At 65.0% G+C, this 21,743-nt stretch carries 20 protein-coding genes; 12 read left to right on the forward strand and 8 right to left on the reverse strand.

Annotated elements, in window-relative coordinates; translation table 11 throughout:
* Positions 1 to 6 precede the first annotated feature (6 nt).
* On the forward strand, positions 7 to 627 hold the full coding sequence (locus FXN65_RS08095; RefSeq protein ID WP_151132572.1) for a TIGR04282 family arsenosugar biosynthesis glycosyltransferase: 621 nt from the start codon (positions 7 to 9) through the stop codon (positions 625 to 627).
* 61 nt (positions 628 to 688) lie between these two features.
* On the opposite strand, the gene FXN65_RS08100 is transcribed toward FXN65_RS08095, so the two are convergent.
* The 4 genes from FXN65_RS08100 to flgA form a co-directional block, all read right to left on the reverse strand.
* On the reverse strand, positions 689 to 1,438 hold the full coding sequence (locus FXN65_RS08100) for a flagellar brake protein (RefSeq protein ID WP_151132573.1): 750 nt from the start codon (positions 1,436 to 1,438) through the stop codon (positions 689 to 691).
* Positions 1,439 to 1,528: 90 nt separating this feature from the next.
* On the reverse strand, positions 1,529 to 1,996 hold the full coding sequence (locus FXN65_RS08105) for a flagella synthesis protein FlgN (RefSeq protein WP_151132574.1): 468 nt from the start codon (positions 1,994 to 1,996) through the stop codon (positions 1,529 to 1,531).
* 49 nt (positions 1,997 to 2,045) lie between these two features.
* Positions 2,046 to 2,384, reverse strand: a complete 339-nt coding sequence (flgM, locus tag FXN65_RS08110; RefSeq protein ID WP_151132575.1) for a flagellar biosynthesis anti-sigma factor FlgM — start codon at positions 2,382 to 2,384, stop codon at positions 2,046 to 2,048.
* 129 nt (positions 2,385 to 2,513) lie between these two features.
* On the reverse strand, positions 2,514 to 3,275 hold the full coding sequence (gene flgA, locus FXN65_RS08115; protein WP_151138697.1) for a flagellar basal body P-ring formation chaperone FlgA: 762 nt from the start codon (positions 3,273 to 3,275) through the stop codon (positions 2,514 to 2,516).
* 76 nt (positions 3,276 to 3,351) lie between these two features.
* On the opposite strand from flgA, the gene FXN65_RS08120 reads away from it, so the two are divergent.
* Entirely contained in the window at positions 3,352 to 4,284 is a 933-nt protein-coding gene (locus FXN65_RS08120; RefSeq protein WP_151132576.1) for a chemotaxis protein CheV, read from the forward strand.
* A 42-nt stretch (positions 4,285 to 4,326) separates the two neighbouring features.
* Positions 4,327 to 5,154, forward strand: coding sequence for a protein-glutamate O-methyltransferase CheR (cheR, locus tag FXN65_RS08125; protein WP_151132577.1), 828 nt, complete (start codon positions 4,327 to 4,329; stop codon positions 5,152 to 5,154).
* 121 nt (positions 5,155 to 5,275) lie between these two features.
* On the opposite strand, the gene FXN65_RS08130 is transcribed toward cheR, so the two are convergent.
* The 4 genes from FXN65_RS08130 to FXN65_RS08145 form a co-directional block, all read right to left on the reverse strand.
* A complete protein-coding gene (locus FXN65_RS08130; RefSeq protein ID WP_151132578.1) occupies positions 5,276 to 5,701 on the reverse strand; it encodes an organic hydroperoxide resistance protein in 426 nt (141 codons plus the stop codon).
* An 85-nt stretch (positions 5,702 to 5,786) separates the two neighbouring features.
* The gene (locus FXN65_RS08135) at positions 5,787 to 6,635 is read right to left on the reverse strand and encodes a helix-turn-helix transcriptional regulator (RefSeq protein WP_151138699.1); all 849 of its coding nucleotides are present in this window, start codon (positions 6,633 to 6,635) and stop codon (positions 5,787 to 5,789) included.
* Between the two features lie 43 nt (positions 6,636 to 6,678).
* Positions 6,679 to 8,097, reverse strand: a complete 1,419-nt coding sequence (locus FXN65_RS08140; protein WP_151132579.1) for an aminotransferase — start codon at positions 8,095 to 8,097, stop codon at positions 6,679 to 6,681.
* Positions 8,098 to 8,128: 31 nt separating this feature from the next.
* Complete coding sequence (locus FXN65_RS08145) at positions 8,129 to 9,223, reverse strand: polyamine ABC transporter substrate-binding protein (RefSeq protein WP_151132580.1); 1,095 nt, start codon at positions 9,221 to 9,223, stop codon at positions 8,129 to 8,131.
* A 154-nt stretch (positions 9,224 to 9,377) separates the two neighbouring features.
* Between FXN65_RS08145 and FXN65_RS08150 the strand changes: the two genes are divergently transcribed.
* From FXN65_RS08150 to FXN65_RS08190, 9 genes are all read left to right on the forward strand, one after another.
* Positions 9,378 to 10,028, forward strand: a complete 651-nt coding sequence (locus tag FXN65_RS08150; RefSeq protein ID WP_151132581.1) for a TetR family transcriptional regulator C-terminal domain-containing protein — start codon at positions 9,378 to 9,380, stop codon at positions 10,026 to 10,028.
* Positions 10,029 to 10,105: 77 nt separating this feature from the next.
* The gene (locus FXN65_RS08155; RefSeq protein ID WP_151138701.1) at positions 10,106 to 10,828 is read left to right on the forward strand and encodes a response regulator; all 723 of its coding nucleotides are present in this window, start codon (positions 10,106 to 10,108) and stop codon (positions 10,826 to 10,828) included.
* Positions 10,829 to 10,832: 4 nt separating this feature from the next.
* On the forward strand, positions 10,833 to 11,606 hold the full coding sequence (locus tag FXN65_RS08160) for a substrate-binding periplasmic protein (protein ID WP_151132582.1): 774 nt from the start codon (positions 10,833 to 10,835) through the stop codon (positions 11,604 to 11,606).
* On the forward strand, positions 11,603 to 13,849 hold the full coding sequence (locus tag FXN65_RS08165; protein ID WP_151132583.1) for an ATP-binding protein: 2,247 nt from the start codon (positions 11,603 to 11,605) through the stop codon (positions 13,847 to 13,849). Before FXN65_RS08160 ends, FXN65_RS08165 begins: the two co-directional genes overlap by 4 nt.
* A gap of 179 nt (positions 13,850 to 14,028) precedes the next feature.
* A complete protein-coding gene (locus tag FXN65_RS08170) occupies positions 14,029 to 15,426 on the forward strand; it encodes an amino acid permease (protein ID WP_151132584.1) in 1,398 nt (465 codons plus the stop codon).
* A gap of 386 nt (positions 15,427 to 15,812) precedes the next feature.
* Positions 15,813 to 16,595: an enoyl-CoA hydratase/isomerase family protein gene (locus FXN65_RS08175; protein WP_151132585.1), complete on the forward strand. Its 783-nt coding sequence runs from the start codon at positions 15,813 to 15,815 to the stop codon at positions 16,593 to 16,595.
* Positions 16,596 to 16,623: 28 nt separating this feature from the next.
* Positions 16,624 to 17,784 carry an acyl-CoA dehydrogenase family protein gene (locus tag FXN65_RS08180; RefSeq protein ID WP_151132586.1) on the forward strand — a complete coding sequence of 387 codons (1,161 nt, stop codon included), beginning with the start codon at positions 16,624 to 16,626 and terminating at the stop codon, positions 17,782 to 17,784.
* A gap of 157 nt (positions 17,785 to 17,941) precedes the next feature.
* Positions 17,942 to 20,026, forward strand: a complete 2,085-nt coding sequence (locus FXN65_RS08185; protein WP_151132587.1) for an acetate--CoA ligase family protein — start codon at positions 17,942 to 17,944, stop codon at positions 20,024 to 20,026.
* A 102-nt stretch (positions 20,027 to 20,128) separates the two neighbouring features.
* Positions 20,129 to 21,739, forward strand: a complete 1,611-nt coding sequence (locus tag FXN65_RS08190) for a 5-guanidino-2-oxopentanoate decarboxylase (RefSeq protein ID WP_151132588.1) — start codon at positions 20,129 to 20,131, stop codon at positions 21,737 to 21,739.
* Positions 21,740 to 21,743 lie beyond the last annotated feature (4 nt).

The raw sequence follows: 21,743 nt of genomic DNA on the forward strand, positions 1-21,743 counted from the left end.
CTGGTCATGACGTTGAGCATCTCCCTGCATCTGCTGGCCAGCGCCCCGCAGGCCGGCAACTTCCACCCCAGGCTGGTTCCTGAACTGGGGGAGGAGGGGGTGGACCGGTTGCATCGGCAACTGGTGGCACGCGTACTCAACCTCCCACCGCTGGGCTTCAGTGAGCGAATCTTCTGGATCGAGGATGGACCGGACGAGGCCCTCGAAGCCCTGGCCGAGGATAACGACTGGATGGTGGTGGGCCAGCCGGTCGGCGACCTGGGGGAGCGAATGCGACGAATCGCTGCCCTGGGCCTTTCCGAGAACGATGCCGTGGTACTCATCGGCCAGTATTGTCCAACGCTGGATGCCGATTACCTGTCAGCCGCCTGCGAGGCGCTCGATCACCATCACGCAGTACTGGGGCCGACCGAAGACGGGCGCTACATGTTGCTCGGGCTGCGCCTCGTCGATCCACGCCTGTTCGAAGCCATACCCTGGGGCAGTGATCAAGTACTGGCCATGACCTGCGAACGCTTGCAGGAGCTGGAGTGGCGGCACGGACTGCTGCCGTCGCTCTGGGTGCTGGACAGCCCCGAACACCTGCCTCGCCTGGGGCGAATGGGTATCAAGCTGGGGGTTGCCTGAAGGCGGATGGACGAAACGACCGGGCCAGGCTCTTTAGGCAGCAGCCTGGCCATCGTTCGAATCAGAAGAGTTCGTCTTTCTCGAAGCGTCGTGCTTCGCGTTGCAACTGGTAGACGAAGCGTTCGACGTTGCGCTGCACCAGTCCGCTCATCTTGTGGAAGCGAATGCCGGCGAAGCTCATGCCGAGCTTTTCGTCGAAGCTCAGATGGCGCAGTTCCACGGGGGTGGTGATGGGGCCGATGGGCATCCTGGCGGTGAAGCGCTCATAGACCTGCCCCGTTTGCAGGCGGCCGCTCAGGTCGCCTTCGAAGCGCAGTTTGCAACCGGTGGCGGAAATATCCAGCATCACGCCCTTGACCGGTGCCGACAGCCTGTCGCCGTCCAGTTCGATGGGCACCAGCTGGGTTTGCTTGAGGGGCGCGCGGAAGGCGTTGCGGCGCTGGTGGTAGGTCACTTCGGCGGGCAGGGGGCACCAGTAGCAGCGATCTCCTTCGAACTCGCCGACCGTAGCCGGCTGCTGGGTTTCCCAGGCGATGCGCACGCCTTCGTGGAAGCCTTCGACACGAAAGGTCTCGCCATTCTTCAGGAAGCGTTCGCCGTCGTTCGGGATCAATTCATCCAGGGCGATCAGGCCGCGGTCGCGGTCCACCTCCACCAGGTAGCTCTGGAATCGCTGGTTGCGGTCGTGGAAGGTGATGATCAGGGGATCGTGGTGCTGCTGCAGTAGACGAAGATTGGCCAGGATTTCGACCGGTGCCTTGAGCACTTTTGGGGGCTGTGGGCCGTTATCTTCGTGGAATGGGTTGGACACGGTCCAGGTCTCTCCGAACGCAAAAGCGGATTACACGAAGAGTGGCGGCATCGTGCCTGCGTGTCTCCGTGCCTTTCTTGTAATGTCTCGTCAGGCCTGGCTGAGCGGGCGCTGCTGGCCGATTCTAGCTGTCGCACCCCGGCTGTCATAGAGGCTGGGCGTATCGCCACCACGCAGGATGCCGAGCATGCTGCCGACCGATGCCCGATTGGCGCGGATCAGGCGGCCATTGCGTTCGTTGGACTCCTTGCAACGCTCGAGCAGCTCGCCCAGTTCGTCGCTGCGCTTGAGTACTTCCTGGCCCAGGGCGAAGCGTTCGGCGAACTGCTGCAGTCCGGCGCGGTCGGCGCTCAGCTGGAGACTGGCCAGCAGCTGGCTGCGCTGGCGGCCATGCTGGTCGAGTTGGGCGAGCAGGGGCTGCTTGTCGGCAAGCAGCTTCTCCAGGCGGGCGAGATCGCGTTCGCCCAGGGCCTGGAATTCTTCGTCCATCAGCTCAAGCAAACGCTGGGCGTGGCCGATATCGTCGGTGAACAGCTGAAGCAGGTTGGTATCGTGCATACGAGCTCTGGGGGATCGGGCGTCCAGGTTCCCCAGCGCCGCCCGTGGACTAGCGCTGGGATTCGAAGTTCAGCAGCTTGCCGGCCACGCGTTTGCTGTCGACCTGATAGGTGCCGTCGGCAATGGCCTGCTTGAGCTTTTCAACGCGCTCCTTGTCCACCACGGGAAGGTCGCGCAGTTGTTCGCCGGCTTTCTGCAGCACCTGAGCTTCGCTGCTCAGTTGCACGGACTCGCCGCTCTTGGCAGCCGGAGCCTGCTCGCCGGTATTCTGGGCCGGAGCAGCCTGGCCGCTGGTGACGGTTTCGCTCTTGCCGGCCTGGGTGCTGCCGGTACGCCCCGAGTTGACGGGGGTGGGGCCGTTATTGAGCCGGTTGAAGTCGATAACCATGATGCAGAACCTCGGACGCTGATTGGACGCTTACCGTTTTATCGGCCCTGTCCGGGATAACTTTAGAAAATTCTTTGGTGCCGGCTGAGTTTAAGAAATCAGCCCGCTTCGGCGCCAGCGGATTCATGCCTACATGTCCACCTGCACCTGGCCGGGCGCCTTGACGCGGGCCTTGATCACGCGGCCGGAGCTCAGGTTGCGAACCCGGATCTGCTCGCCGGGCGCACCATTGGCCAGAGCCTCTCCCGGCATGCGGACATTGATCGAGGCGCTCGCCGCGCTGATCACTACCTGGTCGCCCTTGCTCACCACTTCGGCCTGCTGCAGATGCAATGGCGCCAGTACCTGATCGGGGAGCAGGGCACGTGTGGTCTTCTGGCCGATGATCTGCCCCGGGTCGGTGAGAAATCCCTGGTTCAGGGTGCCCACGTCGCGCTCGGCGACAGCCACGTCCTGGGCTGCGATCGGCGCTCCACGGCGCAGCGGCCGGGTCACTACCACCACCTCACGGTAAAGCCTGACCTGGGCCGGGACGAACACCGTCCACGGGGCGCTGCCATCGCAACGAATCCTCACCGTGACGCGCCCCAGCGGCTGGGCCGGGCTTTCCAGCCTGGTCGTCAAATCCTTGTCGCACTCCATCAGGCGCAGGCGTGGATCGAGGCGATTGACCCGGATTTCGCTGCGGCCCTGGATATTGCTCCGCTGCAGATAATCTTCGACGGCGAACTCAAGAAAGCCTTCGGCTGTGCCGATAAGCACCTCAGGTGACGTCAGATTCGCACTCGACGCGGGGCTGTAGCCGAGACAGCACAAAGCGGGTAAAACAGCCGCAAGCGATTTGCGGCGTTTTGCCATCAAGTGTCGGAAAAGCGTCGTCATGGTGTTCATGCAAACATAGAAGCAAGGCTCGTGCCGCCTGCTAGGCTGATGCAGGCGTTCAATGGCTTGTAATAGGAGTCTGGTCATGGCCGGAGTTTTGGATTCGGTTAACCAGCGTACCCAACTGGTCGGGCAGAACCGCCTGGAGCTGCTGCTGTTCCGTCTCGATGGATCGCAGCTCTACGGCATCAACGTATTCAAGGTGAAGGAGGTGCTGCAGTGCCCCCGCCTCACCCTGATGCCCAAGTCCAGCCCGGTGGTGCGCGGGGTCGCCAATATCCGTGGGGGTACCATTCCGATTCTCGACCTGTCCATGGCGACCGGGCGCAGAGGCCTGGATGACCTGAAGAACAGTTTCGTCATCATCACGGAATACAACACCAAGGTGCAGGGGTTCCTGGTGCGCTCGGTGGAGCGCATCGTCAACATGAACTGGGAGGAGATCCATCCGCCACCCAAGGGAACCGGCCGCGAGCATTACCTGACGGCGGTGACCCGGGTCGACAAGCAGTTAGTGGAGATCATCGACGTCGAGAAAATCCTCGCCGAAGTGGCACCTACCTCCGAGGTGGTGTCCGAAGGTGTGATCGATATCGAGACCCAGACCAAGGCCGTCAGCAAGCGGGTCCTGATCGTCGATGACTCGTCGGTTGCGCGAAAGCAGGTGATCCGCTGCCTGGAAACCGTCGGTGTCGAGGTCAAGGCCCTCAACGACGGGCGCCAGGCCTACAACTACCTGCGCGAGATGGTGGAGGAGGGCAAGGCGCCGGAGCAGGAATTGCTGATGATCGTTTCCGACATCGAGATGCCGGAGATGGACGGCTACACCCTGACAGCGGAAATCCGCAACGATCCGCGCATGCAGAAACTGCATATCCTCCTGCATACTTCGCTTTCCGGCGTGTTCAACCAGGCCATGGTGAAGAAGGTGGGGGCGGATGACTTCCTCGCCAAGTTCAAGCCGGATGACCTGGCGGCGCGAGTCGTGGAACGCATCAAGGTAACGGACGGGGGCTGATTCGGTCCCCTGACATGGAAACAGATCGGTGAGGCGCCCTTAGTGTCTTCAGGCAATGTGGAGTTCGAGCAGTTCCGGGTATTCCTGGAGAAGACCTGCGGCATCCTGCTGGGCAGCAACAAGCAGTATCTGGTCTCCAGCCGGCTGAACAAGCTTATGGAACAGAACGGCATCAAGACCCTGGGTGAGCTCACGCAGCGTATCCAGGGGTTTTCCAGGGGTGGTCTGCGGGAGCAGGTCATCGATGCCATGACCACCAACGAAACCCTGTGGTTTCGCGATACCTATCCCTTCGAGGTGCTGAAGAGCCGGGTTCTCCCCGAGTTGATCAAGGCCAGTCCGAACCAGCCCCTGCGCATCTGGTCGGCGGCCAGCTCGTCGGGACAGGAGCCTTTCTCCATTTCGATGGCGATCGACGAATACGAGAAGATCAATCTCGGCCAGCTCAAGGCGGGGGCGCGCATCGTCGCGACCGACCTGTCCAGTTCCATGTTGGCTGCCTGCCGTTCCGGCGAGTACGACAGCCTGGCCATGGGCCGGGGCCTGTCCCAGGAACGCCTGGCGCGCTACTTCGATCCGAAGGGGCCGGGGCGCTGGGCGGTGAAACCGGCTATTCGCAGCCGGGTGGAGTTCCGTCCGCTGAACCTGCTGGACAGCTACGCGGCGTTGGGCAAGTTCGACATCGTCTTCTGCCGCAATGTGCTGATCTACTTCTCCGCGGACGTGAAGAAGGACATCCTCACCCGCATCCACGCCACCCTGAAGCCGGGTGGCTACCTGTTCCTCGGCGCGTCCGAGGCCCTCAACGGCCTGCCCGACCTCTACCAGATGGTCCAGTGCAGTCCAGGGATCATCTACAAGGTGAAATGAACAAGGGAGGCCAGTGGCCTCCCTTGTTCATAGATTGCGCCGCGTCTGCAGGAGCCAGCTTGCTGGCGAACAGCCCTTGTATACGTCATTCGCGAGCAAGAACTGGGCGTCCCCCTCGCTCCTACACCAGGGTAAGGGTCACGTTGATGTTGCCCCGCGTGGCATTGGAGTACGGGCAGACGATATGCGCCTTGTCCACCAGCGCCTTTGCGGCCTGCCTGTCCAGGCCGGGCAGGGAAATCTTCAGTTCGACCTCGATGCCGAAACCGGTTGGCAAGGTGCCGATGCCCACCGCGCCTTCTATATAGGTGTCTTCGCTCAGGGTGATCTTTTCCTTGCCGGCGACGAACTTGATTGCACCGAGGAAGCAGGCCGAGTAACCCGCGGCGAACAACTGCTCGGGGTTGGTGCCGTCGCCTCCCGGTCCGCCGAGTTCCTTCGGTGTGGTCAGCTTCACATCCAGCACGCCGTCCGATGACACGGCGCGGCCTTCACGGCCGCCGTAGGCTTCGGCATGGGCGGTATACAGGGCTTTCTCGATGGGCATGGCGGGTCTCCGGATTGGGGGCAGAGACAAGCAAGCCTAGCCAAAGGATCGGATCTGCCCAGCGCCGTCTGACTGAAAACGCCCTTCAGGCCGTCAGCCAGTCGATGAACAGGGCGAAAAGCTCCGCCTGGGAGCTGATCTCCAGCTTCGTGTAGAGGTTCTTGCGGTGCATGCGCACGGTTTCCGGGGATATCTCCAGCACCTTGGCGCTGGACTTGGCCGAGTGTCCGCGCAGCAGGAGGTGGGCGATTTCCCTTTCGCGTTCGGTGAGCCGGTCGCTGCCGAAGTTCATGAATGCTTCGCGGATCTGCTGGTTGAGGCCGGCGGGGGCACCGGCGCGCATGGGCGCCGAGCCGTGGCCATCCAGGCAACGGATCAGCCCCCCACGCTCGTCGAACTGACGAACCAGTTCGCGCACCAGCGGGTGCGCCGTCCGCAGCAATGCAAGTTCGTCCTGGCTGAAGCGTGCGCCACTGCGTCCCTGGTACACGCAGAGGGATACCTTGCGCTGGCCGCCTAAGTTGACGATGAAATGCGCGTCTTCCACCGAGCCGCACTTGAGGTAGTTGGTGCGGTAGTACTCGCTGCTGAAGAAATCGTCCGGGGCGATTTCCGAGAGGTGGTAGAAGCCTTCGGCCAAGCCATTCTCCATCGCCAGGCAGAAGGGGTCCAGCAGGTAACCGCGAGCGTAATAGCGCTCGATCAGCGCCTCGCGATATTCGGTGGGGATGCCGCACTGGTAGAGCGGTCGTGGCGCCAACCCCTTGCATTCCAGGCCCAGCAGCACCGACTCGATGGGTACCAGGCTTCGCAGTGCATCGATCAGGCGCTCGCAGAACGAGGGTTCCGCGACGCTGGCCATGGCGCGAGCCAGCCCTGCATGCCAGGCATGCAGGGCGGCGAGGGTGGTGCTGGAGGGTTGGGATTCGGTCATGTCCGGCAGTCTACTGGCGTCGCCGGGCAGCGACCAGACGCTGTCAGTTGCCTGCATAGTCGCCACTTTGCTTGAGGGCCTCGGCGGTTTCGAGGATGGCTTCGCGCAGCGTCTCGACGATCTCGTCCACCTGGGCGCGGGTGATGGTCAGCGGCGGCGACATCACGTTCAGGTGCACGATGGGGCGTACCAGCAGACCGCGTTTCTGCGCCCGCAGGTGGATCTGTTCGCCGATGTTCAGCTCATCGGGGAACAGCGCCTTGCTCGCCTTGTCGGCGACGAACTCGACGCAGGCCATGAGTTTCTTGCAGCGCACGCTGCCCACCAGCGGCAGGTCGGCGAGGCCCTGCAGGCGTTCCTCCAGATAGGTGCCTACCTCCTCCACATGGGGCAGCAGGTTCTCCCGCTGGATGATCTCGATATTCTTCAGCGCGCTGACGCAGCTCACCGGGTGGCCGCTGTAGGTGAAACCGTGGCTGAAGCAGCGGCCCTTGCCCGGCTCACCGATCACATTCCAGATGCGGTCGGAGAAGATGCAGGCACCCAGCGGCAGATAGCCGGAAGTCAGGCCCTTGGCGGTGGTGATGATGTCCGGTACCACGCCGAACACCTCTTCCGAGGCGAAGAAAGCGCCCAGACGGCCGAAGGAGGTCACCACTTCGTCGGAGATGTACAGCACATCGTGGCGCTGGCAGACCTCCCACATGCGCTTGTGATAGCCGGCCGGCGGGATGATCACACCACCCGAGCCCATGATCGGCTCGGCGAAGAAGGCTCCTACCCGGTCCGCACCCAGGGTGAGGATCTTGTCCTCGAACTCGTTGACCAGGAACTCCAGGAACTGCGCCTCGTCCATGCCCGCCGGCGCCCGGTAGGGGTTGGGGCAGGAAATGTGGTGGATGCGGTCCTTGAGGAAGTCGAACTCCGCCGGACGATCCGCCGCCTTGCCGCCCAGGGACATGGTGAGGAAGGTGGAGCCGTGGTAGGCGTTGATGCGGGTGATGACGTGCTTCTTCTCAGGCTTCCCACGGCAGTTCTGGTAGTACTGCACCAGGCGGTAGGCGGTGTCCACTGCCGTGGAGCCGCCGGTGGTGAGGAACACATGGTTGAGGTCGCCGGGCGCCAGTTCCGCCAGCTTCTCGCAGAGTTCGATGGCCTTGACGTTGGCCATGTCGCAGAACGGATTGGAGTAGGCCAGCTGGCGGACCTGGTCGGCGATGGCCTCCGCCATTTCCTCGCGGCCGAGGCCAATGTTGGTGCACCACATGCCGCCCACGGCGTCCAGGTAGCGGTTGCCGGCGGTGTCGTAGATATAGGCGCCACTGCCTGCGGCAATGTTCAGCGCGCCGTTCTCCCGGTGGTCGTCGAAGATGTGGTAGCCGTGCATGTAATGCGCCTTGTCGGCGGCCACGAGGCTCTCATTGTCGAACTGGGCGAAGAAGTCGGCGTTTGGGGTCTTCATGGTCGTGCTCTCGGATGCTGGGCAGTTCAATTCATTTGCCGGTCTTGACCGCATTCCAGGTGCGGGTGATCAGGCGCATGGCCTTCTGCGGCTGGGTTTTCTGGGTGAAGAGGCGGGCACGGGTGGCGTCGTCGGGGTAGATTGCCGGATCGTTGCGCACCTCGGCCGAAATCAGGGGCGTGGCGGCCTGGTTGCTGTTGGCGTAGCGGATGTAGTCGGTGACCTGGGCGATCACCTTGGGCTGCAGCATGAATTCGATGAACTTGTGGGCGTTCTCCACGTGCGGCGCGTCCTTGGGGATGTAGAAGTCATCGAACCAGATCAGCGAACCTTCCTTGGGAATGAAGTAATCCAGCTTCACCTTGGCGCCGGCCTCGGTGGCGCGGGCCTGGGCGGTGGCGTAGTCGCCGGACCAGGTCATGGCGATGCACTGGTCGCCGTTGGCCAGTCCATTGAGGTAGCTCATGGAGTCGAACTTGCGGATGTAGGGGCGCACCTTCATCAGCAGGTCCTGGGCGGCCTTGAGGTCTTCGGGGGCGGCGCTGTTCGGGTCGCGACCGAGATAGGCCAGCGCCAGCGGCAGCACATCGGTGGGCGAATCGATCAGGGTCACGCCGCAGTCGGCGAAACGTGAAACCACCTCGGGGTCGAAGACCATCGCCAGGGAGCCGATAGGCGCGTCCGGCATGCGCGCCTTGATCATGTCGACGTTGTAGGTGATGCCGTTGCTGCCCCAGGTGTAAGGCGCCGAGTAGGTCACGCCCGGGTCGAAGTGCTCCAGGCTGGCCAGCACCTGCGGGTCCAGGTTGCCCCAGCTGGGCAGGCGGTTCTTGTCCAGCGGTTGGAAGACCCCGGCTTTCAGCAACGGCGGCACCAGGGCGGCATTGAGCACCACCAGGTCGTAGCCGGAACGGCCCGGCAGCAGCTTGCCCTGGACCGTTTCGTAGGAGTCGAAGGTGTCGTAGACCACCTTGATTCCGGTGGCCTTCTCGAAATCGGCGAGGGTGTGTTCGCCGATGTAGTCCGACCAGTTGTACAGGCGCAGGGTGTTGCCATCGTCCGCCGGACTGAGGGCCGGCATCAGGATCAGTGTTGCGCTGAAGGCTGCAGCCAGGGTCTTGCGCATGTCGGTTCACCTCTACTTGTTGTTATCGCGTCACCTTGCTGCCTACTGTGTTCCCCTCGCCGTCCCGCGGCCATAACCCGAACGGGTAGGTGGCGTGCCTCGGGATCCTGTACAGTCGTTCAGAACTGCCTGAACGACCACAGGAGCTGTCGGCATGACAACCCAGGATGTGCGCTACTCCCGGCTGGACCCCGAGCTGCGCAAGGCCCACCTGATCGAAGCGACCCTCACCTGCCTCAAACGGCACGGCTTCCAGGGGGCGTCCATCCGCAAAATCTGCGCCGAAGCCGGTGTTTCCGTGGGGCTGATCAACCATCACTACGCGAGCAAGGACGAACTGGTGGCAGAGGCTTACCTGGCCGTGACCGGGCGGGTGATGAAGCTCCTGAGCGATGCCATCGACGCGGCACCGCCGGGCCCGCGGGCGCGGCTGTCGGCGTTCTTCCAGGCGTCGTTCTGCGCCGAACTGCTGGACCCGCAGCTGCTGGATGCCTGGCTGGCCTTCTGGGGCGCGGTGAAGACCGCCCAGTCCATCAACCAGGCCCACGACCATTCCTATGGCGAGTACCGCGCCATCCTCGTCAAGGTGCTCACCGAACTGGCGGCGGAGGAAGGCTGGCAGGGTTTCGACGCGGAGCTCGCCGCCATCAGCCTGAGCGCGCTACTGGACGGCCTCTGGCTGGAGTCCGGGCTGAATCCGCAGACCTTCACCCCGGAGCAGGGCGTGCAGATCTGCGAGGCCTGGGTGGATGGTCTCGAGGCGGGCGGGGTTCGGCGCTTCCTGCGTCCTGTCGGGGGCTGTTGATCGGTCGTTCAACCGGCGATAACCTCCAGCCACTCCAACAATAAGAGCGCCCCGCCAATGTGCGGAGGCGGAGGGCAATTGCAATGGCTCCCAGTGTGCTGATCGTCGACGACGATCCGCTGATCCGTGAACTGCTCCAGTCCTACCTGGCCCAGGAGGGCTACCAGGTGCGTTGCGCCAGTACGGCCGAACAGGCCGAAGCCTGCCTGGCGGAAAGCCCGGTGGACCTGGTGATGCTCGACATCCGCCTGCCCGGCAAGGACGGCCTGACCCTTACCCGCGAACTGCGGGTGCGCTCCGAGGTCGGCATCATCCTCATCACCGGCCGCAACGACGAAGTCGACCGCATCGTCGGCCTTGAATGCGGCGCCGACGATTACGTGGTCAAGCCGCTGAACCCCCGCGAACTGGTCTCCCGCGCCAAGAACCTGGTGCGCCGGGTGCGCCATGCCCAGCAACCGGCCGTCGCAGCCCCCGCCACCCAGCTCAAGCGTTTCGCCGGCTGGATGCTGGACAACGACCGCCGCCGCCTGATCGATCAGGATGGCAGCGAAACCCTGCTCACCCATGGCGAGTTCCAACTGCTCAGCGTCTTCCTGCGCAACGCCGGACATACCCTCAGCCGCGACCAGTTGATGGACCAGATCCGCAACCGCGAATGGCTGCCCAACGACCGCTCCATCGACGTGCTGGTCGGGCGCCTGCGCCGAAAGCTTCGCGACGATCCGGCCGAACCGCAGCTGATCATCACCATCCACGGCGCGGGCTACCTGTTCACCTCCACGGCCAGCGCCGCCTGAACCCATGGCGCGCGCCTGGCTGCTGGCCGTCCTCCTGTCCTGCGGTGCCGCCCAGGCCGCGCCTGCGGTGCGCTACTGCGATTACCCGGTCTATCCGCCGATTTCCTGGAGTGACGGCAAGCAGGTACGCGGCCTGGCGCCGACCGTGGTCAAGGCGGTGTTCGCCAGCCTCGGCCTGGACGTGGAGGTGGTGGTGCTGGGCAACTGGAAGCGCTGCCTGATGGATGCCGCGCAGGGGCGGGTGGACGTGGTGCTGGCCTACCGCACGCCCGAACGCGAGGCCACGCTGGCCTTCGCCGAAATGCCGGTGCTGCGCGAGGAGGTGGCGGTGTTCTACAACCGCCAGCGCCCGCTCCAGGTGGACAAGTTGGAGGACCTCAAGCGTTATCGCGGCGGCCTGTTGTTCGGTGAAAGCTATGGCGACGCCTTCGACCAGATCGTCGCCCGCGCCGGCAATATCGAGTGGGTTTCCGACAGCAGGCAGAACTTCGGCAAGCTGATCCGCGGGCGCATCGATTTCATCCCCTACGAGCGGCGTACCGGCCTGCTGTACATCGAACACCTGCCCGGCGGCGGCGACCTCCGCGCGTTGCCCCTGACCCTGGCCGTCGACCACCTGCGCCTGGCGGTGTCCCGGCATTCGCCTCTTGCCGCACGCATGGCGGAGATCGACGCCGAGTTGCAGCGCCTGACAAACAGCGGCGAGATCGAGCGCTGGCTGGCCGAGAGCGAAGCCACCTATCGCGACATGATCGTTCAGCCGGAGTCCAGGCCATGACCGCATCGAAACCTGCCAGTGGCCTGTTGCGCCGGCTGTTGCTGTTCATCCTGCTGTTCAGCCTGTGCTTCACCTTCGTCGCCAGCGCGGTGCAGTTGCACCTGGAATACCGCCGCGAGATGCGCGACATCGAGGCGCGACTGGAACTGATCCGCGTCGGCTACCTGGCCAGCTTCGAACGCAGCCTCTGGGACCTCAACCAGGAGCAACTGAAGATGCAGCTGCGCGGCCTGGCGGACTTCCCCGACATTGCCCGAGTGCGCCTGACCAGTGCCGATTTCGACCTGCAGGAAGGTGTCGGCGACCCCGCAGGTCCGCTGCGACGCGCGAGCTTTCCACTCTCCTACCAACCGCCCGGCGGTGAACGGCGCCAGCTCGGCGAACTGGAAGTCGTCGTCGACCTCGGTGCTGTCCATCAGCGCCTCTATGCCACCGGTCTTACCAGCCTCCTGTGGATGGGGATCTTCCTCTGCGGCCTCGCCGTGGCGCTTTCCGGGCTGTTCCACCGCCTGGTCACCCGTCACCTGCAGGTGATGGCCGACTTCGCCCGCCGGGTCGGCGCTGGCGACTGGTACGAGGCGTTGCGCCTCGATCGCCGGCCCGGCCGTGGCGCCGATGAGATCGACACGGTGGCCCAGGCCCTGGATGACATGCGCCGGGCCATCCTCGACGACATCCAGCGTCGCGAGGAAGACCGCGCCGCCCTGCAAGGCATGGTGGAGCGACGTACCGCCAGCTTGCAGCGGGCCAAGGAGGACGCTGAGGCCGCGAACCTGGCCAAGTCGCGTTTCCTCGCCACCATGAGCCATGAGATCCGCACGCCGCTCAACGGCATCCTCGGCATGGCCGAACTGCTGCGGGGGGCATCGCTCGACGAGCGCGACGGCAAGCGCCTGGAGGCCTTGCACAAGGCCGCCGAGGGCTTGCTGACGATCCTCAACGAGGTGCTCTATTTCGCTCGCCTGGAAGAAGGGGAGGGCCGGCCCGAACGGATCGACTTCTCCCTGCCGGCGCTGTTGGATCAGGTACTGACCCTGCTGGAACCGCGGGCCAGCGCCAACGGCACCGTCCTGCGTACGCGCATCGACTCCCGGGTGCAGGGCCGCTGCCACGGAGCCGAGCAATTCCTGCGTCAGGTGCTGAGCAACCTGCTGGCCAACGCGGTGAAATTCACTGAAGAAGGAGAAATCCTCGTCGAAGTGCAATTGCTGGAATCCCGGGAGGCGGGGCAGCGCCTGCGCATCAGCGTCACCGACGACGGGATCGGCATCGCCCCGGAAATGCAGGCGAAGATCTTCGAGCGCTTCACCCAGGCCAGCGAAGCCGTGGCTCAGCGCTACGGCGGAACCGGCCTGGGGCTGGCCATCAGCAAGCGTCTGGTGGAGCTGATGGGTGGGCGGATCGGCGTCGAAAGCGTGGAAGGCGAGGGCAGTTGCTTCTGGTTCGAGCTGGAGCTGGCTGCCGCGCGAAACCAGGCCGTCGCCCCGAACGTCGTATCGCAGCTAGAGCCACTGGATGTCCTGGTGGTGGAGGACGTTGCACTCAACCGCGAGGTGGTGTCCGGGCTGCTGGAGCGCGACGGCCATCGGGTCACCCTGGCCGAAGACGCCGAGCCGGCCCTGCACCTGTGCCGGCAGCGGCCCTTCGACCTGATCCTGCTCGACCTGCACCTTCCCGGCATGTCCGGCACCGACCTGTGCCGGCTGATCCGTGCCGATGAACAAGGCGCCAACCGCAGTAGCCGCATCCTTGCCTTCACCGCCAGCCTGCAGCCGGCGCTGGTGCGCAGTTGCCTGGATGCCGGCATGCAAGGTGCGCTGGCCAAACCGCTGAAGCTCGATGACCTGCGCCGGGCGCTGGCCGGGCGCGGGGTGACGCAGGATGGCGATGGCGCGGCCGAATTGCTGGACCGGCAACTGCTGGATACCCATCGTGGCCTGCTCGGCGAGCAGAAGGTCCAGGGGCTGCTGGTCATGTTGCGGCGCATGCTCGACGAGCAACGTGCGGGCCTGCTGGAGGCCCTGGCCGCCCAGGACTGCGCCGAAGTCGGGCACCTCTCCCACCGCCTCGCGGGCAGCAGCGAATCCCTTGGCCTGCGGGCCCTGGCCGCGTGTCTGCGGGAGCTTGAGACCCTGGCGCTGGCCGGGGATGCCAATGCCTTGCAGGCGCTGAAGCCGCGTCTGGAAGAGCTGCTGGTACGCTCGACGGCGCTGCTGGACGCACAGCTGCAAGGCGCTTCGTAAGAGTCGAACAAATTCCTTACGACTTTTTACAACTTCGATCCCCACGTACAACGGGGTCTTACAAGTCCTTCCAATAATCGGTCCGAACCGCGTCCAACGCGGTCCTCGTGGCCTATTGGAGACAAGAATAATGACCCGCAAAGCCCACCTGTCCCGCCACCTCCTTTCGGAGGTGCGTCATGTCTGAAGATCGCATACAACTCACCCGCGCGCTGAAAAGCCGTCACATCTTCATGCTCTCCCTCGGCGGCGTGATCGGCACCGGCCTGTTCATGGGCTCGGGCGTCACCATCAACCAGGGCGGCCCGGCCGGCGCCGTGCTGGCCTACCTGGTAGCCGGTGTGCTGATGTACCTGGTGATGGTCTGCCTGGGCGAACTCTCGGTGCAGATGCCGGTATCCGGCTCCTTCCAGGCCCACGCCACCCGTTACATCGGTCCGGGCACCGGCTTCATGATCGGCTGGGTGTACTGGATGAGCTGGGCCACCACCGTCGGCCTGGAATTCACCGCCGCCGGCATGCTCATGACCCGCTGGTTCCCCGATGTGCCCATCTGGTACTGGTCGGCGCTGTTCGTGGTGGTGCTGTTCTCCCTCAACGGCCTGGCCACCCGCGCCTTCGGTGAAGCCGAGTACTGGTTCTCCGGCATCAAGGTCGCCGCCATCCTCGGCTTCATCATCGTCGGCCTGCTGGCGATCTTCGGCGTCCTGCCGCTGGCCAGTGGCGAACCGGCGCCCATGCTCTCCAACCTGATTGGCGACAGCCTGTTCCCCAACGGCCTTTCCGCCGTGTTCGCAGTCATGATGGCGGTGGTCTACGCCTTCCAGGGCTGCGAAATCATGGGCGTGGCCGCAGGTGAAACCGACCAGCCGGAAAAGAGCATCCCGCGCGCCGTGCGCAACGTCGTGTTCCGCGTGCTGATCTTCTATGTGCTCGCCATCGTCGTGCTGTCGGCCATCGTGCCCTGGCAGCAGGCCGGCCTGATGGAAAGCCCCTTCGTCCAGGTGTTCGACATGGTGGGCATTCCCTTCGCCGCCGACCTGATGAACTTCGTCATCCTCACCGCCATCCTCTCGGTGGGTAACTCCGGCCTCTATGCCTCCACCCGCATCCTCTGGGCCATGTCCAAGACCGGCATGGCGCCGCGCGGGCTGTCGACCCTGAGCAAGCGCGGCGTGCCCTTGCGTGCGCTTTGCATCACCCTGTGCTTCGCATTGCTGTCGCTGCTGACCAGCGTGGTGGCCGCCGACACGCTGTTCATGGTGCTGATGGCCATCAGCGGCATGGCCGGCACCGTGACCTGGATCGTCATCGCCCTGGCCCAGTACCGCTTCCGCCGCGAGCACTACAAGGCCGGCGGCACCGTGAAGGACCTCAAGTATGCCGCGCCGCTGTACCCCTTCCTGCCGCTGGCCTGCATCCTGCTGTGCAGCTCGCTGTTCGTCTTCCTCGCCATGGATCCGACCCAGCGTCCCTCGCTCTACTGGGGCTTCGGTTTCGTCGGTGTCTGCTACGCCGCCTACTTCTTCCTGCAGTTCAAGCGCCAACGCGGTGTGATCGCCGCTCCAGCGGTGTGATTGCGTAGACGGGGCACCGGCCTGCTTCGTTCTGCCAGGTCTCAGGTGCAACCAACGGCCTTCTCCCCCTTGGGAGAAGGCCGTTGGCGTTTCACGGGGCAGGACGCGAGCCTGATCGGCCAATCCATTCCTATCTGCGGGAGATAGGTGCCGGCTCTGCCTTGCAGGAATGGGGCGAGAAGGAGGCCCGTTCTGACTTGTTCGAAGATGTAACAGCCCGTTCTTTCTACACCCCGCTTCAAAATAAAAATTCAATGAAAACAAATAGATATGTTCGTTATTGAGCGTTACATACCCCAAAAGGGCAGGATTGCCGCCTTCCTGAACACTCGTTTAGGATCTTTCCACGTTCTTCCTCACAGCAATACAACAAGACGAGGGTTCCCATGACCACCTTGCTCAGCCGGGTCGATGGCGGCGTTGCCCGCATCACCCTGAACCGCCCCCAGCAGCGCAATGCACTGGACATCCCCACCCTGAACGGCCTGCTCGAACTGCTCGATGCCCACGAGGCGGATCCTGCTGTGCGCGTGGTGATCCTGAGTGGTGAGGGGCGCAGCTTCTGTGCGGGCGCAGATCTCGCCGAGTGGGCCGAGGCCGAAGCCCGGGGTGAGCTGGAAACCTACGGCTGGACCGAAACCGCCCATGCCCTGATGAGCCGCCTGCACGGCCTGGCCAAGCCCACCATCGCCGCCGTCAACGGCACCGCGGTCGGCGCGGGGATGGACCTGGCGCTGTGCTGCGATTTCCGCATCGCGGCCGCCTCCGCGCGCTTCAAGGCCGGCTACACCGGCATGGCGTACTCCCCTGACGCCGGCGCCAGCTGGCACCTGCCGCGCCTGATCGGCGCCGAGCAGGCCAAGCGCCTGCTGTTCCTCGACGAACTCTGGGGCGCCGAGCGGGCGCTTTCCGTTGGCCTGGTGGGCGAGGTGTGCGCCGACGAGCAATTGCAGGCCGTTGCCGGTGAACTGGCTGCGCGCCTGGCTGCCGGCCCGACCTTCGCCTTCGCCCAGACCAAGGCCCTGATCCAGGGTGGCGCCAGCCGCAGTCTCGCCGAGCAACTGGCTGCGGAACAGGCTGCCGGACTGCTGTGCGGCCGCAGCGCGGATGCCGCCGAGGCCCTGCGTGCCGTTGCCGAAAAGCGTGCCCCCCAATTCACCGGCCGCTGATGCGCCGAACTCGACAGAGGACAGAGCAATGAACTTCCAACTGACCCAGGAACAGGAAATGCTGGTCGACGCGGTGCGCGCATTCGTCGACAAGGAGCTGCTGCCCCACGAGGAAGCCGTGGACCGTGCCGACGCCGTGTCCCCCGAGTTGGCCGCCCAGATTCGCGGCAAGGCGCTCGCAGCCGGTTTCTATGCCTTCAACATGCCGGAGGAAGTAGGTGGCGGCGGCCTCGACTATCTGTCCCAGGCACTGGTGGAGCGCGAGCTGTCGAAGGTTTCCTGGGCGCTGCACGTGTTCGTTGCGCGGCCCTCGAAGATCCTCATGGCGTGCAAGGGCGAGCAGATCGAGCAGTACCTGCTGCCCTGCGTCCAGGGCGAAAAGATCGACTGCTTTGCCCTGACCGAACCGGGTGCCGGTTCCGACGCCAACTCCATCAAGACCCGCGCGGTACGTGATGGCGACGACTTCGTGCTGAACGGCGCAAAGCATTTCATCAGCCATGCCGGCCATGCCGACTTCGCCATCGTTTTCGCCGTCACCGACACCTACGAGCACAACGGCAAGAAGCGCAATGCCGTCACCGCCTTCCTGGTGGACAAGGGCACCGCCGGCATGACCGTGCGCCGCGGTCCCAGGTGCGTCAGCAACAAGGGCTACCACACCTACGAAATCTTCTTCGACGATTGCCGCGTGCCGGCCTCCAAGGTCCTCGGCGAGGTGGACAAAGGCTGGGAAGTGGCCAACGCGTGGCTCACCGCGGGCCGCGTAATGGTCGCCGCCAACTGCGTCGGCCAGGCCCAGCGTGCCCTCGACCTGTCGCTGCAATGGGCCGCCGACCGCAAGCAGTTCGGCCAGCCCATCGGCACCTACCAGGGCATCTCCTTCAAGCTCGCCGACATGGCCACGCAGATTCGCGCGGCGGAGCTGATGACCCTGCACACCGCCTGGAAGATGGACCAGGGCACCATGACCGACGGCGAAGCCGGCATGGCCAAGCTTTTTGCCAGCGAAGTGCTGGGCAAGGTGGCCGACGAGACGGTGCAGATCTTCGGCGGCATGGGCTTGATGGACGAAGGCCCGGTGGAGCGCATCTGGCGCAACGCCCGGATCGAGCGGATCTGGGAAGGCACTTCGGAAATCCAGCGCCACATCATTTCCCGCGAACTGCTGCGCCCGCTGCTGCGCTGACGCCTTTGTTCCCCTCTCCCTTTGGGGCGAAGAGGCACGCTTTCGGGAGCATCGCTTCCGGTGCCGATGAGCGACTGATCGCCAAGCGATCAGGCTGGGGCGCAGAGCGGGGGTAGGGGTGAGGGAAGTCCTGGCAAATCCTATTCCGAGATCCGACATGAATCGAGACAACCTCAAGCGCCTGCTGGCGCCCCGGCACCTGGCCTTCATCGGCGGTCGCAGCATGGCCCGTGCCCTCAAGCGCTGCGCCGAAGGCGGCTTCGCCGGCCAGATGTGGCTGGTGAATCCGCAACACGCCGAACTGGAAGGCGTGCCCTGCGTGGCCAGTGTCGCGGACCTGCCGTGCGGGCCGGACGCGGTGTTCATCGCCACCAACCGTGAACAGACGCTGGACAGCGTCGCAGCCCTGGCCGCCAAGGGGGCAGGCGGGGCCATCTGCTACGCCTCCGGCTTCGCCGAAACCGGCGCCGAGGGCCAGGCCCTGCAGGCGCAATTGCTGGCAGCGACGGGTGACATGGCGCTGCTCGGACCCAACTGCTACGGCCTGCTGGACTACCTCCATGGCGCCGCCCTCTGGCCGGTGGCCCACGGTGGCCAACTGGTGGAGAAGGGCGTGGCTGTGCTCACCCAGAGCGGCAACTTCGCCTACAACCTGTCCATGAGCGACCGCTCCCTGCCGATCGCCTACATGGCCTCGGTCGGCAACCAGGCCCAACTGGGCGTGGCTGAGTTGATGGACGTGCTGCTGGATGAACCCCGCGTCACCGCCATCGGCTTGCACCTGGAAGGCCTGAAGAACGTACCGGGCTTCGCCCGCGCCGCGCACAAGGCCCTGGAGAAGGGCATCCCGATCATTGCCTTGAAGACGGGCGTATCGCAGATAGGCGCCGAACTGGCCCTCAGCCACACCAGCTCCCTGGCCGGCTCCGATGCCCTGTACGACAGCCTCTTCGAGCGCCTCGGGGTGATCCGTGTCAGTGGCCCCGTGAGCTTCATGGAGACCCTCAAGGCCGCTGCCTGCGGCAAGCTGCCTGCCGGTCCCGGCCTGATCGCCCTGGCCTGCTCCGGCGGCGATGCCGGCCTGATTGCCGACTACGCCGAGGTCAATGGCCTGCAACTGCCAAAGCTGGACGAAGGCCAACGCCACGAGCTGGCGCAGGTCCTGCCGGGTTACGCCAATATCGCCAACCCGCTGGACTTCACTACCGCTATCTGGGGCAACGGTGACGCCCTGGAACGCATGCTCGACAGCGCCCTGCGCAGCGCTGCCGATGCCGCGTTGCTGGTGCTGGACTATCCAGGGGAGGAAACCGGCGAGCGGCCCCAGTGCGATCTGCTGCTGGAGTTGTATTGCGAAGCCCTGGCGCGTCATGGCAAGACCGGTTTCATTGCCTCGGCCTTCCCGGAACTGCTGCCGGAGTCCGCCCGCGAATACCTGCACGCCCGTGGCGTCGCTGCCTTGCAGGGCGTGGAGGACGGTCTGGCCGCCTGGGGCCGGATCGCCGCCTACAAGCAACGCCGTGAAGCTCTGCTGGCCCGGGGCGAGTCGGCCCTGGTGCCCCTGAGTCCATCGCCTCTGGCCGGTGGTGGGTTGCTGGATGAATGGCAATCCAAGCAGGCCCTGCGCACTTTCGGTCTTCCGGTTCCGCAAGCGCGGCTCAGTACGCCGGAACGGGCCGTGGAGGATGCCGGCCAGCTTGGCTACCCGCTGGTGCTGAAAGCCGTCAGCGCAGACCTGCCACACAAGACCGAGGCCGGCGCCGTGGCCCTCAACCTGCGGGATGCCGACGCCCTGCAACGGGCCCTGGGCGAAATGCGGCAACGCATTGCCGCCTACGCACCGGGCGTGGCCTTCGACCGGGTACTGCTGGAGCGCATGGCTACACCGCCACTCGCGGAGCTGATCGTGGGCGTCAAGCGCGAGGAAGGCTTCGGCCTGGCCCTGGTGATAGGCGCTGGCGGCATTCTCGTCGAGTTGCTGAAGGACAGCCGCAGCCTGCTGCTGCCCACCAACGATGCCGCGATCCGCGATGCCTTGCTGAGCTTGCGCAGTGCGCCGCTGCTCACCGGCTTCCGTGGTCGCCCTGCAGCGGATCTGGACGCGCTGGTAGCCGCCGTTCGCGCGGTGGCCGACTACGCCAGCGAGAACGCTGGACGCCTGCTGGAGCTGGATGTGAATCCGCTGCTGGTCGGCGCCGACGGTGCCGTGGCGGTGGATGCGCTGATTCGGTTGGGTAAATGACGCTCTTGTAGGAGCCAGCTTGCTGGCGAAAGTCCGGCACACGGCCGTTCGCGAGCAGAGCTCGCTCCTACAGCTCTTGGCATCGATTCGAGGAGACACCTCATGCAACAGCAGAACACTCTCACTGGCGGCCAGGCCCTGGTCCGTCTGCTGGCCAACTACGGCGTGGACACCGTGTTCGGCATTCCCGGCGTGCACACCCTGGAGCTGTATCGCGGCCTGCCCGGCAGTGGCATCCGCCATGTGCTGACCCGCCACGAGCAGGGCGCCGGTTTCATGGCCGACGGCTACGCGCGGGTCAGCGGCAAGCCGGGCGTGGCGTTCATCATCACCGGCCCGGGCGTGACCAACGCCGCCACGCCCATCGGCCAGGCCTATGCCGATTCGATTCCGCTGCTGGTGATTTCCAGCGTCAACCACACCGCCAGCCTCGGCAAGGGATGGGGTTGCCTGCACGAGACCCAGGACCAGCGCGCCATCACCGCGCCCATCACGGCCTTCTCGGCTGTCGCCCTGACCCCGGAAGACCTGCCCGAGCTGGTGGCCCGTGCCTTCGCCGTATTCGATGGCGAGCGCCCGCGTCCGGTGCATATCTCGGTACCGCTGGACGTGCTCGCCGCACCGGTGGCCCGTGACTGGACCTCCGAGGTGGTACGCCGTCCCGGCCGGGGCGTGGCCGATGGCGAATCCCTGGACGCCGCCGCCAGGCGGCTGGCGGCAGCCACGCGGCCGATGATCATTGCCGGTGGTGGCGCGCTGGACGCGGCCGGTGCCGTGCGGGCAATCAGCGAGCGCCTGGGCGCTCCGGTATTCACCAGCGTGGCCGGCAAGGGACTGTTGCCGCCGGATGCCCCGCTCAATGCCGGTGCCAGCCTTTGCGTGGCGCCGGGCTGGGAGATGATCGCCGAAGCCGACCTGGTCCTGGCCGTGGGCACCGAGATGGCCGATACCGATTTCTGGCGCGAGCGCCTGCCGCTGTCCGGCGAGCTGATCCGCGTCGATATCGATCCACGCAAGTTCAACGACTTCTATCCCTGTGCCGTCGCGCTCAAGGGCGATGCCCGCCAGACCCTGGAGGCGCTGCTGCAACGTCTGCCGGAGACGGGCAGGGCAGGGCAGGCAGCCGCCGCCCGCGTCGCCCGGCTGCGAGAGGACATCCGCAACGGCCACGCGCCGCTACAGGGTATCCACCAGGCGATCCTCGACCGCATTGCCGCTGCCTTGCCGGCGGATGCCTTCATCAGCACCGACATGACCCAACTGGCCTACACCGGCAACTACGCCTTCGCCAGCCGGGCGCCGCGCAGCTGGCTGCACCCCACGGGCTACGGCACCCTCGGCTACGGCCTGCCGGCAGGTATCGGTGCCAAGTTCGGCGCACCGGAGCGGCCCGGCCTGGTGCTGGTCGGGGATGGCGGTTTCCTCTACACCGCGCAGGAGCTGGCGACCGCCACTGAGGAGCTCGACAGCCCACTGGTGGTGCTGCTGTGGAACAACGATGCCCTGGGCCAGATCCGCGACGACATGCTGGCCCTGGCTATCGAGCCGGTGGGCGTATTGCCGCGCAACCCGGACTTCGCCGGCCTGGCCCGTGCCTTCCATTGCGCCGTGAAGCAGCCCCGCAGCCTTGACGAACTGGAAGTCGACCTGCGCACAGGCTTCGGCCACCCCGGCGTCACCCTGATCGAACTGAAACATGCCTGTGCTCGCTGAGCAC

Origin of the sequence: Pseudomonas lalkuanensis, assembly GCF_008807375.1 — a bacterium.
Classification (GTDB): domain Bacteria; phylum Pseudomonadota; class Gammaproteobacteria; order Pseudomonadales; family Pseudomonadaceae; genus Metapseudomonas; species Metapseudomonas lalkuanensis.

Excerpts from the sequence above, each read along its gene's own strand:
- FXN65_RS08095 (WP_151132572.1), top strand. The coding sequence starts at position 7 with ATGACGTTGAGCATCTCCCTGCATCTGCTGGCCAGCGCCCCGCAGGCC.
- FXN65_RS08105 (WP_151132574.1), bottom strand. The coding sequence starts at position 1,996 with ATGCACGATACCAACCTGCTTCAGCTGTTCACCGACGATATCGGCCAC.
- flgM (WP_151132575.1), bottom strand. The coding sequence starts at position 2,384 with ATGGTTATCGACTTCAACCGGCTCAATAACGGCCCCACCCCCGTCAAC.
- flgA (WP_151138697.1), bottom strand. The coding sequence starts at position 3,275 with ATGAACACCATGACGACGCTTTTCCGACACTTGATGGCAAAACGCCGC.
- FXN65_RS08120 (WP_151132576.1), top strand. The coding sequence starts at position 3,352 with ATGGCCGGAGTTTTGGATTCGGTTAACCAGCGTACCCAACTGGTCGGG.
- FXN65_RS08130 (WP_151132578.1), bottom strand. The coding sequence starts at position 5,701 with ATGCCCATCGAGAAAGCCCTGTATACCGCCCATGCCGAAGCCTACGGC.
- FXN65_RS08135 (WP_151138699.1), bottom strand. The coding sequence starts at position 6,635 with ATGACCGAATCCCAACCCTCCAGCACCACCCTCGCCGCCCTGCATGCC.
- FXN65_RS08140 (WP_151132579.1), bottom strand. The coding sequence starts at position 8,097 with ATGAAGACCCCAAACGCCGACTTCTTCGCCCAGTTCGACAATGAGAGC.
- FXN65_RS08145 (WP_151132580.1), bottom strand. The coding sequence starts at position 9,223 with ATGCGCAAGACCCTGGCTGCAGCCTTCAGCGCAACACTGATCCTGATG.
- FXN65_RS08150 (WP_151132581.1), top strand. The coding sequence starts at position 9,378 with ATGACAACCCAGGATGTGCGCTACTCCCGGCTGGACCCCGAGCTGCGC.
- FXN65_RS08160 (WP_151132582.1), top strand. The coding sequence starts at position 10,833 with ATGGCGCGCGCCTGGCTGCTGGCCGTCCTCCTGTCCTGCGGTGCCGCC.
- FXN65_RS08165 (WP_151132583.1), top strand. The coding sequence starts at position 11,603 with ATGACCGCATCGAAACCTGCCAGTGGCCTGTTGCGCCGGCTGTTGCTG.
- FXN65_RS08170 (WP_151132584.1), top strand. The coding sequence starts at position 14,029 with ATGTCTGAAGATCGCATACAACTCACCCGCGCGCTGAAAAGCCGTCAC.
- FXN65_RS08175 (WP_151132585.1), top strand. The coding sequence starts at position 15,813 with ATGACCACCTTGCTCAGCCGGGTCGATGGCGGCGTTGCCCGCATCACC.
- FXN65_RS08180 (WP_151132586.1), top strand. The coding sequence starts at position 16,624 with ATGAACTTCCAACTGACCCAGGAACAGGAAATGCTGGTCGACGCGGTG.
- FXN65_RS08185 (WP_151132587.1), top strand. The coding sequence starts at position 17,942 with ATGAATCGAGACAACCTCAAGCGCCTGCTGGCGCCCCGGCACCTGGCC.
- FXN65_RS08190 (WP_151132588.1), top strand. The coding sequence starts at position 20,129 with ATGCAACAGCAGAACACTCTCACTGGCGGCCAGGCCCTGGTCCGTCTG.